At 68.9% G+C, this 15,008-nt stretch carries 12 protein-coding genes; 6 read left to right on the top strand and 6 right to left on the bottom strand.

Features of this window, described 5'->3' with window-relative positions; all coding sequences use genetic code 11:
• Positions 1-58 precede the first annotated feature (58 nt).
• Positions 59-2,608, bottom strand: coding sequence for a DEAD/DEAH box helicase (locus tag AC5JOC_RS11205; RefSeq protein WP_137241659.1), 2,550 nt, complete (start codon positions 2,606-2,608; stop codon positions 59-61).
• 4 nt (positions 2,609-2,612) lie between these two features.
• Positions 2,613-3,533 carry a heme o synthase gene (locus tag AC5JOC_RS11200; RefSeq protein ID WP_064296933.1) on the bottom strand — a complete coding sequence of 307 codons (921 nt, stop codon included), beginning with the start codon at positions 3,531-3,533 and terminating at the stop codon, positions 2,613-2,615.
• 377 nt (positions 3,534-3,910) lie between these two features.
• On the opposite strand from AC5JOC_RS11200, the gene tkt reads away from it, so the two are divergent.
• The 6 genes from tkt to pgl are packed head-to-tail and all read left to right on the top strand — an operon-like array spanning position 3,911 to position 12,060.
• Entirely contained in the window at positions 3,911-6,001 is a 2,091-nt protein-coding gene (gene tkt, locus AC5JOC_RS11195; protein ID WP_064296932.1) for a transketolase, read from the top strand.
• A 24-nt stretch (positions 6,002-6,025) separates the two neighbouring features.
• The gene (gene tal, locus AC5JOC_RS11190; RefSeq protein ID WP_229938894.1) at positions 6,026-7,135 is read left to right on the top strand and encodes a transaldolase; all 1,110 of its coding nucleotides are present in this window, start codon (positions 6,026-6,028) and stop codon (positions 7,133-7,135) included.
• Entirely contained in the window at positions 7,132-8,745 is a 1,614-nt protein-coding gene (locus AC5JOC_RS11185) for a phosphoglucose isomerase-related protein (RefSeq protein WP_064296930.1), read from the top strand. Before tal ends, AC5JOC_RS11185 begins: the two co-directional genes overlap by 4 nt.
• 23 nt (positions 8,746-8,768) lie before the next feature.
• Positions 8,769-10,313: a glucose-6-phosphate dehydrogenase gene (gene zwf / locus AC5JOC_RS11180; protein WP_064296929.1), complete on the top strand. Its 1,545-nt coding sequence runs from the start codon at positions 8,769-8,771 to the stop codon at positions 10,311-10,313.
• Positions 10,310-11,272, top strand: coding sequence for a glucose-6-phosphate dehydrogenase assembly protein OpcA (locus tag AC5JOC_RS11175; RefSeq protein ID WP_079705959.1), 963 nt, complete (start codon positions 10,310-10,312; stop codon positions 11,270-11,272). The genes zwf and AC5JOC_RS11175 overlap by 4 nt, the downstream gene beginning before the upstream one ends.
• Positions 11,272-12,060 (top strand): 6-phosphogluconolactonase, encoded by a 789-nt coding sequence (gene pgl, locus AC5JOC_RS11170; RefSeq protein WP_229938891.1) that lies wholly within the window; start codon positions 11,272-11,274, stop codon positions 12,058-12,060. Before AC5JOC_RS11175 ends, pgl begins: the two co-directional genes overlap by 1 nt.
• Positions 12,061-12,146: 86 nt before the next feature.
• Here pgl and AC5JOC_RS11165 read toward each other — a convergent pair whose 3' ends face one another.
• From AC5JOC_RS11165 to AC5JOC_RS11150, 4 genes are all read right to left on the bottom strand, one after another.
• Positions 12,147-12,509 (bottom strand): RNA polymerase-binding protein RbpA, encoded by a 363-nt coding sequence (locus tag AC5JOC_RS11165; RefSeq protein ID WP_064296926.1) that lies wholly within the window; start codon positions 12,507-12,509, stop codon positions 12,147-12,149.
• An 86-nt stretch (positions 12,510-12,595) separates the two neighbouring features.
• Positions 12,596-12,844 (bottom strand): preprotein translocase subunit SecG, encoded by a 249-nt coding sequence (gene secG / locus AC5JOC_RS11160; protein WP_056005661.1) that lies wholly within the window; start codon positions 12,842-12,844, stop codon positions 12,596-12,598.
• 135 nt (positions 12,845-12,979) lie between these two features.
• Positions 12,980-13,783: a triose-phosphate isomerase gene (gene tpiA / locus AC5JOC_RS11155; protein WP_079705957.1), complete on the bottom strand. Its 804-nt coding sequence runs from the start codon at positions 13,781-13,783 to the stop codon at positions 12,980-12,982.
• A complete protein-coding gene (locus tag AC5JOC_RS11150) occupies positions 13,771-14,988 on the bottom strand; it encodes a phosphoglycerate kinase (protein WP_079705956.1) in 1,218 nt (405 codons plus the stop codon). The genes tpiA and AC5JOC_RS11150 overlap by 13 nt, the downstream gene beginning before the upstream one ends.
• Positions 14,989-15,008 lie beyond the last annotated feature (20 nt).

The raw sequence follows: 15,008 nt of genomic DNA, 5'->3' as shown, positions 1-15,008 counted from the left end.
CGGCGCTTCCGCTGACGGCTCAGCGGCCTGCTGACGGCTCACTGCGCCTGCTGACGACTCAGAGCATCCCGACCGCGGTCACGCGGACGACCGCGGTCCCGGTCTCGTCGGAGGCGTCGAGATCGATGACCGCGCTGATCCCCCAGTCATGGTCGCCGGCCGGATCGGCGAACACCTGACGCACCCGCCAGACACCGCCCGTGTCGCCGACGGGGCGCTCGTCCTCGTCGTCGACGACCAGCAGCGCCGGGCTCCGTGCTGCAGCACCCGTCGGGAGTTCACCGTGCTCCTCGAAGTACGGATCCATGGCGTCCGCCCAGGTGTCGGCGTCGAATCCAGCCGACGCGTCGAGCTCGCCGAGCGCGTCGTAGTGCTCCAGCGACGCGAGCTGGACCCGGCGGAAGAGTTCGTTCCGGACGAGGACGGTGAACGCCCGGCGGTTGGCGAGGACGCTCCGTGGCGTGGGTGGGAGTGACCGACTCGCCTCCGCATGGCGTTCGGGGTCCGGGTGGGACAGTTCCTCCCACTCGTCGAGCAGACTCGAGTCGACCTGTCGGACGAGTTCTCCGAGCCACTCGATGAGGTCCTGGAGCTCCTCGTCCTTGAACTCGTCCGGCACGCTCTGCCGGATCGCCCGGAAGGCGTCGGAGAGGTACCTCAGAACGAGTCCCTCGGACCTCGAGAGACTGTAGAACGAGACGAACTCGCTGAAGTTCAGTGCGCGCTCGATGAAGTCGCGGACGACCGCCTTCGGGCGCAGCTCGAGGTCGAGTGCCCACGGCTGCGCGGCGGTGTAGCTCGTGAACGCCGCCTCGAGGAGTTCCGCCAGCGGTCTCGGATGGGTGACCGCCTCGAGGAGCTCCATGCGCTGGTCGTACTCGATCCCCTCGGCCTTCATCGCCTGCACGGCCTCGCCCCTGGCGAGGTGCTGCTGGGCCATGACGATCTGGCGCGGATCGTCGAGCGTCGACTCGACGACCGAGATGACGTCGAGGGCGAAGCCGGGCTCCGCGGGGTCCAACAGCTCGAACGCGGCGAGGGCGAACGGCGACAGCGGAGCGTTGAGCGCGAAGTTCGGCTGCAGTTCGACCGTGAGGCCGATGACGACCTCACCCGTCTCGGGGTCGATCGTCTGGGTGATGACGCCTGCCGTGCGGAGGGTGCGGTAGATCTCGAGCGCGCGCCTGGCCAGGGCGAAGCGTCTCGCCCGAGGCTCGTGGTTGTCGAAGACGAGGGAGCGGATGGTGCCGAAGCTGTCGCCGCCGCGTGCGATGACGCTGAGCATCATCGCGTGGGTGAGCTGCATGTGGCTGGTCAGCGTCTCAGGCTCGGCCGCGACGAGACGCTGGAAGCTCGGCTCCCCCCAGGACACGAACCCCTCCGGCGCCTTCTTCCGGATGATCTTCCGGCGCTTCTTCGGGTCGTCGCCGGCCTTCTCGATGAGCTTGAGGTTCTCGGTCTCGTGCTCGGGGGCCTGGACGACGACGGTGCCCGCGGTGTCGTAGCCGGCCCGACCCGCACGACCGGCGATCTGGTGGAACTCCCGGGCGTTCACCTGGCGCATCTTCGTGCCGTCGTACTTCGTGAGCGCCGTGAACAGGACCGTGCGGATCGGGACGTTGATCCCGACGCCGAGGGTGTCCGTCCCGCAGATGACGCGGAGGAGACCACGTTGGGCCAGCTGCTCCACGAGGCGTCGGTACTTCGGCAGCATGCCGGCGTGGTGCACGCCGATCCCGCTGCGGACGAGCCGGGACAGCGTCGTGCCGAACGCGGTGCTGAACCGGAAGTCGCCGATGGCGTCGGCGATCTCGTCGCGTTGCTCGCGGGTGACGACCTTGAGGCTGGTCAACGCCTGGGCCCGCTCGAGCGCCGCCGCCTGCGCGAAGTGGACGATGTAGATCGGAGCCTGTCCCGTGTGGAGGAGGTCTTCCACGGTCTCGTGGATCGGTGTGGTCGCGTAGGAGAAGTGGAGCGGCACCGGTCGTTCGACGCCGGTCACGATGGCGGTCTCACGGCCGGTCCGGCGCTCGAGGTCGCGCGCGAGGTCGCCGACGTCGCCGAGGGTCGCGGACATGAGGATGAACTGCGTGTCCGGGAGGGTGAGCAGCGGCACCTGCCACGCCCACCCGCGGTCGGGGTCGGCGTAGAAGTGGAACTCGTCCATCACGACCTGGTCGATGCCGGCGTCCTCGCCGTGCCGGAGCGCCAGGTTGGCGACGATCTCCGCGGTGCAGCAGACGATCGGCGCGTCGGCGTTCACCGAGGAGTCCCCGGTGACCATCCCGACGTTCTCCGCGCCGAACATCTCGACGAGTGCGAAGAACTTCTCGCTGACGAGCGCCTTGATCGGGGCCGTGTAGTAGCTGCGGCGACCGGAGCTCAGCGCCGCGAAGTGTGCGCCGGCGGCGACGAGGCTCTTGCCGGTGCCCGTCGGGGTGGAGAGGATGACGTTGGCGCCGTCGACGATGCCGATGAGCGCCTCCTCCTGCGCCGGGTACAGGCTGAGTCCGCCGGCCTCGGCCCAGGAGACGAACCGGTCGAAGACGATGTCGGGGCTCTCCCCCGTCGCAGCGATCAGCCGGCCGCGTTCCGCTGCGTCAGCCACCGGGTCAGAACGGGAGCAGCGGGTCGATGCCGACGGCGAGGAACAGGAGGGTCAGGTAGGTGATCGACCCGTGGAAGACGCGCATCGGCGAGACGTGCTCGTGGCGGATCGCGAGGTTGTAGAGGCGGTGGGTCTCGTAGACGAACCAGCCGCCGGACAGGAGGGCGACGGCGCTGTACAGCAGCCCCATGTCGGCCACCGGGATGAGCAGGAGCGAGCAGACGACCGTCGCCCACGCGTACAGGATGACCTGGAGGCCGACCTGCGCGCGACCGCGGACGACGGCGAGCATCGGCACGCCGACGGCCTGGTAGTCACTGCGGTACTTCATGGACAGCGGCCAGTAGTGGGGCGGCGTCCAGAGGAACACGACCGCGAAGAGGATGATCGGTGCCCACGAGAGCGAACCGGTGACGGCGGCCCAGCCGATGACGACGGGGAAGCAGCCCGCGATGCCACCCCAGATGATGTTCTGCTGGGTGCGTCGCTTCAGCCACAGCGTGTACACGAAGACGTAGAAGAGGATCGCGCCGACGGACAGTGCGGCCGCGAGCCAGTTGGTGGTGGCGAGGAGCCAGACCGTCGAGACGACGCCGAGCGTCCACGCGAACACGAGTGCCTCACGCGGTGTGAGCTCGCCGGTCACGAGAGGGCGCTTCTTCGTGCGGTCCATGACCGCGTCGATGTCGCGGTCGATGTAGCAGTTGAACGCCGCCGCGGAGCCGGCGCTCAACGACCCGCCGATGACGGTCGCGATCACGAGCCACCAGTCGGGCAGACCGCCCTTCGCGAGGATCATGACGGGGATCGTCGTCACGAGCAGCAGTTCCATGACCCGCGGCTTGGTGAGGGCGATGTACGCCTTCGCCTTGCGTCGGAAACCGAGCTTGGGGCTCGACACACGTTCTGCTACAGCGACGTCCATTGCTCCTCTAACGTTCGGTTCACCACGCACTGCTCGCCCGGTGCGCGGTCCGCAGACGATTCTACGACACGCGCGGACGGCTCCCTACTCACGGTGCGCAGACGCGCGGTCCCTCACCGGGTCACGCCTGTCCTGCAAGCTCTGCGACGATCCGTGACGTCGCGTGTTCGCGCTCGTCGAACATCGACCCTCGGCTGCAGGGGTTCGCTATGCTGGGAAGTGCTCGCCAGCCACTGTGCACGCGTGCGCCCCCCTTCACCCAGTTCGAAGAGCGGTGTCGTGTGCTCGGACGCCGAAGACGACGTGGGCCGCGAACGCACAGAAGAAGGCTCGACCGCTCGTCGGCCTCCTGTTCCGATGAGAAGGGTCAGTATTCAGTGGCAGATCTGCAGTGGGAAAGCATTGACAGCAAAGCAGTCGACACGGCGCGCATCCTCGCCGCCGACGCGGTGGAGAAGGTCGGCAACGGCCACCCGGGAACGGCGATGAGTCTCGCCCCCGCCGCCTACCTGCTGTTCCAGAAGGTCATGCGACGCGATCCGAAGGACCAGGACTGGCTCGGACGCGACCGCTTCGTCCTGTCGGTCGGGCACAGCTCGCTGACCCAGTACGTCCAGCTCTACCTGGGCGGCTACGGTCTGGAACTCTCCGACCTCGAGGCGCTCCGCACCTGGGGCTCGCTCACGCCGGGTCACCCGGAGTACGGCCACACCGACGGCGTCGAGATCACCACCGGTCCCCTCGGCCAGGGGCTCGCCTCCGCCGTGGGCTTCGCGTACGCGTCCCGCTTCGAGCGTGGCCTGTTCGACCCCGAGGCCGAGGCCGGCACGAGCCCGTTCGACCACTTCGTCTACGTCATCGCCGGCGACGGCGACCTGCAGGAAGGCGTCACGAGCGAGGCCTCCTCGCTCGCCGGTCACCAGCAGCTCGGCAACCTCATCGCGATCTACGACTCCAACCAGATCTCGATCGAGGACGACACCAACATCGCCTTCACCGAGGACGTCAAGGCCCGCTACGAGGCCTACCACTGGCACGTCCAGGTCGTCGACTGGAAGAAGACGGGCGAGTACGTCGAGGACGTCCACGCGCTCAACGACGCGATCGAGGCCGCGAAGGCCGAGACCGACAAGCCGTCGCTCATCATCCTCAAGACCATCATCGGTTGGCCGGCTCCCAAGAAGCAGAACTCCGGCAAGATCCACGGTTCGGCGCTGGGCGCCGAGGAGCTCGCGGCCGTCAAGGAGGTGCTCGGCTTCGACCCCGAGCAGAACTTCTTCGTCGCCGACGAGGTCATCGAGCACACCCGCAAGGCGATCGACCGCGGTGCCGAGGCACGCGCCGAGTGGCAGCAGACGTTCGACGCCTGGGCCGCGGCCAACCCGGAGCGCGCTGCGCTGCTCGAGCGTCTCGAGGCCGGCGAACTCCCCGAGGGTGTCGAGTCGGCGCTGCCCGTGTTCGAGGCCGGCAAGGACGTCTCGACCCGCGCCGCATCCGGCAAGGTGCTCAACGCCCTCGGCCCGGTCATCCCGGAGCTCTGGGGCGGTTCGGCCGACCTCGCCGAGTCGAACAACACGACGATCGAGGGCGGTGCGTCGTTCATCCCGAGCGAGCACTCCACCCACGAGTGGACCGGTAACCCCTACGGTCGCGTCCTGCACTTCGGCATCCGCGAGCACGCCATGGCCGCGATCCTCAACGGCATCGTCCTGCACGGCCCGACCCGCGCGTTCGGTGGCACCTTCCTCATCTTCAGCGACTACATGCGTCCGGCCGTCCGTCTCGCCGCGCTCATGAACGTGCCGTCCATCTTCGTGTGGACCCACGACTCCGTCGCCCTCGGTGAGGACGGCCCCACGCACCAGCCGATCGAGCAGCTCGCCTCGCTCCGTGCCATCCCGAACCTCGCCGTCGTGCGACCGGGTGACGCGAACGAGGTGGCCTACGCCTGGCTCGAGATCCTCAAGCGTCGCGGCGGCCCGACCGGCATCGCGCTGACCCGTCAGAACATCCCGGTGTTCGAGCGCGGCACGGGCGACGCCACCGGCGAGACCTTCGCTGCAGCGTCGAACGTCGCCAAGGGTGCGTACATCCTCGCCGAGGCGCCCGGCGGCACGCCGGACGTCATCCTCATCGCGACGGGCTCCGAGCTCCAGCTCGCCGTCGAGGCCCGCGAGGTCCTGCGCGGCGAGGGCGTCAACGCCCGCGTCGTCTCGGTGCCCGCACTCGAGTGGTTCGAGGAGCAGTCCGCCGAGTACCGCGAGTCCGTCCTCCCGAAGGCCGTCACCGCACGCGTCTCCGTCGAGGCGGGTCTCGGCCTGACCTGGAAGAGCATCGTCGGCGACGCCGGCCGGACCGTGTCGATCGAGCACTTCGGTGCGTCCGCCGACTACAAGACGCTGTTCCGTGAGTTCGGCATCACCACGGAGGCAGTCGTCTCCGCAGCACACGAGACGCTCGGCAAGTAGCCCGGGCGAAGGAGACAGAAGAACATGACTGAAACCCCAACCGCCCAGCTGTCCGCCGCCGGCGTCAGCATCTGGCTCGACGACCTCTCCCGCGGACGCATCCAGTCCGGTGGGCTGGAGCAGCTCATCGCCGACCGCAACGTCGTCGGTGTCACGACGAACCCGACGATCTTCGCGTCCGCGCTCAGCAACGGCGACGTCTACGCCGAGCAGGTCGCCCAGCTCGCCGCCGACGGCAAGGACGTCACCGAGGCGGTCTTCGAGATCACCACCGACGACGTGGCCGCGGCATCGAAGATCTTCCGTGGGGTCTACGACTCCTCCAACGGGTACGACGGCCGCGTGTCGATCGAGGTCGAGCCGGGCTTCGCGCACGACGCAGCCTCGACGATCGACCAGGCCAAGCAGCTCTGGGCCAAGGTCAACCAGCCCAACGCGATGATCAAGATCCCCGCGACGGTCGAGGGCCTCGAGGCCATCACCGCGGTCATCGGCGCCGGTATCAGCGTCAACGTCACGTTGATCTTCAGCCTCACCCGCTACCGCGAGGTCATCAACGCGTTCCTCACCGGTCTCGAGCAGGCCAAGGCCGCGGGCCACGACCTCTCGACGATCCACTCGGTCGCCTCGTTCTTCGTGTCGCGGGTCGACACCGAGATCGACAAGCGCCTCGACGCGATCGGCAGCCCCGAGGCGATCGCGCTGAAGAGCAAGGCCGGCGTCGCGAACGCCCAGCTCGCCTACCAGGTCTTCGAGCAGGAGTTCGCGAGCGAGCGTGCCACCGCGCTCCTCGAGGCCGGCGCCAACAAGCAGCGTCCGCTCTGGGCCTCGACGGGCGTCAAGTCCGCCGACCTCCCCGACACGCTCTACGTGACCGAGCTCGTCGCCGACGGCGTCGTCAACACCATGCCGGAGAAGACCCTCGAGGCGACCTTCGACCACGGCGTCATCACCGGCGACACCGTCACCGGCTCCTACGCGGCTGCGAACGAGGTCCTCGACGCCATCGCCGCACTCGGCGTGTCCTACGACGAGGTGACGGCGCTGCTCGAGCGTGAGGGCGTCGAGAAGTTCATCGTGTCCTGGGACGAGCTGCTCGAGACCGTGAAGACGGCTCTGGAGGCCTCCAAGTGAGCTTCAAGATCCGCGTGAGCGGCGCGGCGGAAGCCGCTGTCGCATCGGTGGTCCCGACGCTCGTCAGCGACCTCGTCGCGTCGCGCATCACGGACCAGGACCCCACGCTGTGGGGTCCTGCGGCCGAGGCCGAGGCGTCCAAGCGCCTCGGCTGGGTCCAGGCGGTCTCCATCTCCCGCCCGCTGGTCGAGCCGATCCTCGCGCTCCGTGAGCAGTTCAACGACGAGGGCATCGACCACATCGTGCTCGCGGGCATGGGCGGTTCCTCGCTCGCACCCGAGGTCATCACGAACACGCTGGGTGGCAACCTCACCGTCCTCGACTCGACCGCTCCCGGTCAGGTCCTCGCGGCCCTGGCGGACCGCCTCGAGACCTCGGTGCTCGTCGTCTCCTCGAAGTCCGGCTCCACCGTCGAGACCGACAGCCAGCGCCGTGCCTACGAGGCCGCGTTCACGGCTGCGGGGATCGACCCCGCGGGCCGCATCGTCATCGTCACCGACCCGGGCTCCCCGCTCGAGGCGGCGGCGAACGAGGCCGGCTACCGGGTCTTCAACGCCGACCCCAACGTCGGCGGTCGCTACAGTGCGCTCACCGCCTTCGGTCTCGTGCCGTCCGGTCTCGCCGGTGTCGACATCGGCGCACTGCTCGACGAGGCCGACGCGGTGCTCGGCGAACTCGCGATCGACGACGCGTCGAACCCGGGACTCATCCTGGGTGCGGCGATCGGCGGCACCGTTCCGCTGCGCGACAAGGTCGGTCTCATCACCGACGGGACGCACATCGTCGGATTCCCCGACTGGGCCGAACAGCTCATCGCCGAATCGACCGGCAAGTCCGGTCGCGGCCTGCTGCCCGTCGTGCTCAACCCGCTCGCTCCCGAGCTCGAGTCGAAGCCGGCCGACCTCCAGATCGTCCGCATCGTCGACGACGCCCACGAGTTCCACCTGCTGCGCCACGACCGCCACGAGGGCGAGATCCTCGTCAGCGGCAGCCTCGGCGCGATGATGCTGGTGTGGGAGTACGCGACCGTCGTCGCCGGGCGCCTCATCGGCATCGACCCGTTCGACCAGCCGGACGTCGAGTCCGCGAAGGTCGCCACCCGTGGTCTGCTCGACAACCGTCCGGAGCCTGAGGCACCCGCCTTCGTCGCCGACGGTGTCGAGGTCCGCGGCTCGGCCGGTCTGCTCGACGGCGTGACCACCCTGTCCGGCGCCGTCGAGGCACTGCTCGCGCAGCTCCCCTCCGACGGCTACGTCGCGATCCAGGGCTACGTCGACCGCCTTGCCTCCCCGCAGCTCGAGAGCATCCGCGACCTCGTCGCGGCGAAGGCGGCACGACCCACGACCTTCGGGTGGGGTCCGCGCTTCCTGCACTCGACGGGTCAGTACCACAAGGGCGGCCCCGCGAACGGCGTGTTCCTGCAGATCACCGAGACGGCCCCCGTCGACCTGGAGATCCCCGAGCGCCCGTTCACCTTCGGCCAGCTCATCGAGGCCCAGGCAGGCGGCGACGCCCGCGTCCTCGCCGAGCACGGTCGTCCGGTCCTCACGCTGACCCTCACGTCGCCGGACCAGAACATCGTCACCCTCTTCGACGCCGTCAACGACTAGCGCGTCACTGCACAAGGAGCTTCATGTCCCCGGTGGAAATCACCCCGGAGTCCAACCCGCTGCGGGTGGACACCGACCGACGCCTCAATCGGATCGCCGGTCCGAGCGGCCTCATCATCTTCGGCGTGACAGGTGACCTGTCCCGCAAGAAGCTGATGCCGGCCGTGTACGACCTGGCGAACCGGGGCCTCCTGCCCCCTGGCTTCTCACTCGTCGGGTTCGCCCGACGGGACTGGGAGGACCAGGACTTCATGGAGGTCGTCCACGAATCCGTCAAGCAGTACGCCCGGACCGAGTTCCGCGAGGACGTCTGGAACCAGCTCGCCCAGGGCATCCGGTTCGTCCCCGGTGAATTCGGTGACGACGCGGCGTTCGAGAAGCTGAAAGAGACCATCGAGGAGCTCGATGCGGATCGCGGGACGATGGGCAACCACGCGTTCTACCTCTCGATCCCACCGAAGGCGTTCCCGCAGGTCACCGAGCAGCTCCGTCGCTCGGGACTCGCGGAACCCGCTGACGGTCAGTGGCGCCGGGTGGTCATCGAGAAGCCGTTCGGCAGCGACCTCAAGACGGCTCGTGAGCTGAACGACATCGTGCAGTCGGTCTTCCCGTCGGACTCGATCTTCCGGATCGACCACTACCTCGGCAAGGAGACCGTCCAGAACATCCTGGCGCTCCGGTTCGCGAACCAGCTGTACGAGCCCATCTGGAACGCCAATTACGTCGACCACGTGCAGATCACCATGGCCGAGGACATCGGCGTCGGCGGTCGCGCCGGGTACTACGACGGCATCGGAGCAGCGCGCGACGTCATCCAGAACCACTTGCTGCAGCTCCTCGCCCTCACGGCGATGGAGGAGCCGATCTCCTTCAACGCCGCAGACCTGCGCGCGGAGAAGGAGAAGGTCCTCGCGGCCGTCCGCCTCCCCGACGACCTCGGGGCCGCGACGGCCCGTGGGCAGTACGCCGGTGGTTGGCAGGGCGGCGAGCACGTGCTGGGCTTCCTCGACGAGGACGGGATGAACCCGGAGTCGACGACCGAGACCTACGCGGCCATGCGGCTCGACATCAACACGCGTCGGTGGGCCGGCGTGCCGTTCTACCTGCGTGCCGGGAAGCGCCTCGGACGCCGCGTCACCGAGATCGCGGTCGTCTTCAAGCGTGCTCCGCAGTACCTGTTCGCGGAGAGCCAGACCTCGGCGCTCGGCCAGAACGCCTTGGTCATCCGGGTCCAGCCCGACGAGGGTGTCACCATCCGCTTCGGTTCGAAGGTCCCGGGTGCCGGCACCCAGGTCCGCGACGTCACGATGGACTTCGGCTACGGCCACGCCTTCACCGAGGCGAGCCCCGAGGCGTACGAACGTCTCATCCTCGACGTCCTGCTGGGCGACCCGCCCCTCTTCCCCCGTCACGAGGAGGTCGAGCTCTCCTGGAAGATCCTCGACCCGATCGAGGAGTACTGGGCCGCTCAGGACACGCCGCTCGAGCAGTACGCTCCCGGCACCTGGGGCCCGTCCTCGGCCGACGACCTCATGAACCGCGACGGACGCACCTGGAGACGACCATGATCGTAGACCTGCCAGACACGACCACGAGCAAGCTCTCGAAGGCGCTCGTGACCATCCGCGAGGACGGCGGCGCCGTCGCCCTGGGTCGCGTGCTCACCTTGGTGATCTCGACGCGGCTCGGAGCCGAGGAGGAGGCCATCGAGGCCGCCAACGAGGCCTCCCGCGAGCACCCCATGCGGGTCATCGTCCTCTCCACCGAGCACGACGACCAGCACTCCTCCATCGGAGACCGGCTCGATGCCCAGATCCGCGTCGGCGGCGACGCCGGAGCGAGCGAGGTGGTCATCCTGCGCGCCTACGGTGCGGTCGCCGAGAACGAGGAGAGCCTCGTGACCGGTCTGCTCCTGCCCGACGCGCCCGTGGTCGCCTGGTGGCCGGGAGAGGCACCGGAACGCGTCTCGACGTCACCGATCGGCCGCATCGCCCAGCGTCGCATCACCGACGCGTCCGCGGCGGCGGACACCCACGCCGCCCTCCGCGGTCGCGCGGCGAACTACGCCCCCGGAGACACGGACTTCGCGTGGACCAGGCTCACGCTCTGGCGTGCACAGCTCGCGGCGGTGCTCGACCAGCCGCCGTACGAGCCCGTCACGGCGATCGAGGTGTCCGGAGCATCGGACTCCCCGTCGACCGAGCTGCTCGCCGCCTGGCTCCAGCTGCAGTTGCAGGTCGACGTGACCCACGAACTCAGCATGGCGCACGGGTCGAGCGGCATCCACGGTGTCCGCCTCACGCGGGCGTCCGGCAACGTCGTCCTCGAGCGACCCGTTCCCGACATCGCGACGCTGATCCAGCCCGGACAGCCGACGCACGACCTCTCGCTCCCCCGTCGCAGTCTGCGCGACTGCCTCGCCGAGGAGCTGCGCACGCTCGACCCGGACGTCCTGTACGGACAGGTCATCACCGTGGGCCTCCCCGGCCTCGGCGAGCCGGTCACGCTCCGCGCTCGGACCAGCTGATGCCGACCGAGCGACGCGTCCTCGTCTACCAGGACCGCGACCAGCTGACGACCTCGGTCGCCAAGCGGTTCCTCTCCCGAACCCGTGAACTGCTCGAGTCGCAGGAGATGGTCCACGTCGTCCTGACCGGCGGTACGGTCGGCACGGGGACGCTCGCCGCCGTGGCCGCGTCGAAGGACCGCGACCGGGTGGACTGGTCCCGGGTGCACCTCTGGTGGGGGGACGAGCGCTGGGTCGCTCGGGACGACGCCGATCGGAACGAGTTGCAGGCACGCGAGGCCTTGCTGGAGACCCTGCTGGCGCTTCCGGAGCGTGGCCTCGTCGCCGAACACGTGCACGGATACCCGGCGCCGGAGGACGGCATCGACCTCGACGCCGCTGCGGTGCGCTACGCGGACGAGCTCCGTCGGTTCGCGCGGCCCGGCGAGGACCACCCGCGGTTCGACATCACGTTCCTTGGTGTCGGTCCCGACGGTCACGTCGCATCGCTCTTCCCCGAGCGGGCCGAGGTCTCGGTCACCGACACCTCGGTGGTCCCGGTGCGGAACTCCCCCAAGCCGCCGTCGGAACGACTCAGCCTGACTCGGCCGGCCATCAACTCCTCCGTGCGGGTCTGGCTCGTCCTCGCCGGCACCGACAAGGCGTCGGCACTCGGCCTCGCCCTCGCGGGTGCCAGCTACAACGAGGTCCCCGCCGCCGGGGCCAAGGGACGCAAACGGACGGTGTTCTTCGTCGACCAGGATGCGGCCGCAGAGGTCCCGGATTCGTTGATCCTCCCGGAGTACTAGCGGGAGACCGGTCGCCGATCCGGTGCCAGCATGCAGAAAGGCCGTTCCCCTCGGGGAACGGCCTTTCTGCATGTGGTGCTGTGCGGTTACTTCGCTGCCGTACCGCGGCGTGCACGGAGCTGCTGGAGTGCCTCTTCGAGCAGTTGCTCGGCCTCTTCCTCCGTGCGTCGTTCCTTCACGTAGGCGAGGTGGGTCTTGTACGGCTCGAGCTTCGCGACCTCCGGCGGGTTCGCCTTGTCGCGACCGGCCGGCAGACCGGACGTCGGGCAGTCGATCGTCTCCGGGATCTCCTCGTCGGGGACGTTCGCCGCGAAGTGGCGGACCGTCTCGTTGCCGAGGGCGTCCCAGTAGGAGATGGCGATGCGGTCCGCGTGGTAGCCGTGGTCCTGCTCGCCCATGGGACCGGCGCCGACGCGTGATCCCCTGATAGCGCTTCCGCCTGATGCCATGGTGTTTCCTCTTTCTCGTACTGTCGAGAGTGGTTCGGGTGTGGTGCGTCGAGTTGCGTCCCCGGGATCGGGGCTTCGCGGCCGGTCTAGGCGGCGGCGAACTTCGTCAGGAGCCCGATCACGACGATGCAGGCACCCCAGGTCAGGCCGAGGATGACGGTGAAGCGGTTGAGGTTGCGCTCGGCGACCCCTGACGAACCGAGGTTGCTGGAGGAGCCGCCGCCGAACATGTCGGACAGACCGCCGCCGCGGCCCTTGTGCAGCAGGATCAGGAAGGTGAGCAGGAGGCTGGTGATGCCGAGCAGCACCTGCAGGATGACCTGGAGAATCTCCACGTGAGACCTTTCGCATTCGCGTTCAGAGGGGCTGAACCGCCGTCCAGTATACCTCGACGGTTCAGCGGACACGGCTCGGCCCGCGGCTGGTGCCGCGGGCCGAGCCGTGTCGGTGCTGCTGGTGCAGCAGGTCGGTCAGAGTCCGACGTGCTGCGAGAAGCGGGCGATCCCGGCGAACTCGTCGGCGAGCAGGCTCGCACCACCGACGAGGGCGCCGTCGACGTCGGGTTCGCGCATGAAGCCGGCGATGTTCGAGGCCTTCACCGAACCGCCGTAGAGGATCCGCGTGCGCTGCGCCGCCTCGTCGCCGAGGACCTCGGCGAGCGTGCTGCGGAGAGCGGCTGCGACCTGCTGCGCCTGGTCGGGCGTCGCCGCCTGACCGGAACCGATGGCCCACACCGGCTCGTAGGCCACGACGATGTCCGCGTCCGGTGCGAGTCCGTCGATGGCCGCCTTGAGCTGCGCCACGGGGACGGCCGACGGGCCGTGTTCCTCGAGGTCTTCGGCGGTCTCACCGATGCAGATGACGGGGACGAGGTCGTGTCGCACGGCTGCGGCCGTCTTCGCCTGGACGACCTCGTCGGTCTCGTTGTGCAGGGTGCGGCGCTCGGAGTGTCCGACGAGTACGTAGCGGCAGTCGAGCTTCGCGAGGAACGCCCCGGAGATCTCACCGGTGTAGGCGCCGGAGTCGTGCTGCGACAGGTCCTGCGCGCCGTAGGCCAGCTTGAGCTTGTCGGCGGCGACGATCGTCTGGACCGAGCGGAGGTCCGTGAACGGCGGGAAGATGGCCACCTCGGCGTCGGCGTAGTCGTGCTTGCCGTCCTTGAGCGTCCAATCGAGCTTCTGGACGAGGGCGATCGCCTGGAGGTGGTCCAGGTTGAGCTTCCAGTTGCCGGCGATCAGGGGCACACGCGTGCGCCCGGGGGTTACTGCTGCCATCCGAGGACCTCCAGTCCAGGCAGACGCTTGCCCTCGAGGAACTCGAGGCTGGCGCCGCCACCAGTTGAGATGTGACCGAACTGGTCATCATCGAAGCCGAGCGCACGAACCGCTGCGGCCGAGTCACCGCCACCGACGACGCTCAGGCCGTCCGTGCGGGTGAGTGCTTCAGCGACCGCGCGCGTACCGGCGGCGAAGGGCGCGAGTTCGAACACACCCATCGGGCCGTTCCAGAACACCGTCTTGGACGCGGCGACGATCTCGGCGAACGCTGCAGCCGTGTCCGGTCCGATGTCGAGTCCGAGTCCTGAGGCACCGAACGGGGTGTCCTCGATGGCGTCGGCCGGGCGAACGACGTGCTCGGCGTCGGCACCGAACGCCGAGGCGACGACGACGTCGGTCGGCAGGACGATCGTCACGCCGAGCTCGTCGGCCTTCGCGAGGTACCCGCGGACGGTCTCGATCTGGTCCGCTTCGAGCAGGCTCGAACCGACGGCGTGCCCCTGGGCGGCGAGGAAGGTGAACAGCATGCCACCGCCGATGAGCAGCGAGTCGACGCGCGGCAGCAGGTGGCCGATGACGCCCAGCTTGTCGGAGACCTTCGAGCCGCCGAGGACGACCGTGTAGGGGCGCTCCGGGGTCTCGGTGAGACGGTCGAGGACCTCGAGCTCGGCGGCGATGAGCAGCCCGGCAGCGCTCGGGAGCAGCTTGGCGAGCTCGTACACGCTCGCCTGCTTCCGGTGGACGACACCGAAGCCGTCGGAGACGACGACGTCGCCGAAGGCGGCGAGCTTGGCGGCGAACGCCTCACGTTCGCCGGCGTCCTTGCTGGTCTCGGCGGAGTTGAAGCGCAGGTTCTCGAGCAGGACGACGTCGCCGTCGGTCTGCGCGGCGACGGCGTCGGTCGCGGCACTGCCGACGGTGTCGGCGGCGAAGGTCACGGGCTTGCCGAGGAGTTCGGACAGTCGCTGCGCGACGGGCGCAAGGCTGTACTTCGCGTCGGGTGTGCCGTCGGGGCGGCCGAGGTGCGAGACGATGACGACACGCGCACCCTGGTTGATGAGCGCGTTGAGGGTGGGGAGTGCCGCGCGGATGCGGCCGTCGTCGGTGATGACGCCGTCCTTGAGCGGAACGTTGAGGTCGAGGCGGACGACGGCTCGGCGACCGCTGAGGTCGCCCAGCGAGTCGAGGGTGCGGAGGGTCATGAGGAGGGTCTTTCTCTGCG

This window comes from Plantibacter sp., assembly GCF_059073635.1.
Note: the sequence above shows the minus strand (reverse complement) of the source record. Positions and strands in the feature narration are given on the sequence as shown.

Coding starts and splice junctions, on each gene's coding strand:
- AC5JOC_RS11200 (WP_064296933.1), bottom strand. CDS start 3,533: ATGGACGTCGCTGTAGCAGAACGTGTGTCGAGCCCCAAGCTCGGTTTC.
- tal (WP_229938894.1), top strand. CDS start 6,026: ATGACTGAAACCCCAACCGCCCAGCTGTCCGCCGCCGGCGTCAGCATC.
- zwf (WP_064296929.1), top strand. CDS start 8,769: ATGTCCCCGGTGGAAATCACCCCGGAGTCCAACCCGCTGCGGGTGGAC.
- AC5JOC_RS11175 (WP_079705959.1), top strand. CDS start 10,310: ATGATCGTAGACCTGCCAGACACGACCACGAGCAAGCTCTCGAAGGCG.
- pgl (WP_229938891.1), top strand. CDS start 11,272: ATGCCGACCGAGCGACGCGTCCTCGTCTACCAGGACCGCGACCAGCTG.
- AC5JOC_RS11165 (WP_064296926.1), bottom strand. CDS start 12,509: ATGGCATCAGGCGGAAGCGCTATCAGGGGATCACGCGTCGGCGCCGGT.
- tpiA (WP_079705957.1), bottom strand. CDS start 13,783: ATGGCAGCAGTAACCCCCGGGCGCACGCGTGTGCCCCTGATCGCCGGC.
- AC5JOC_RS11150 (WP_079705956.1), bottom strand. CDS start 14,988: ATGACCCTCCGCACCCTCGACTCGCTGGGCGACCTCAGCGGTCGCCGA.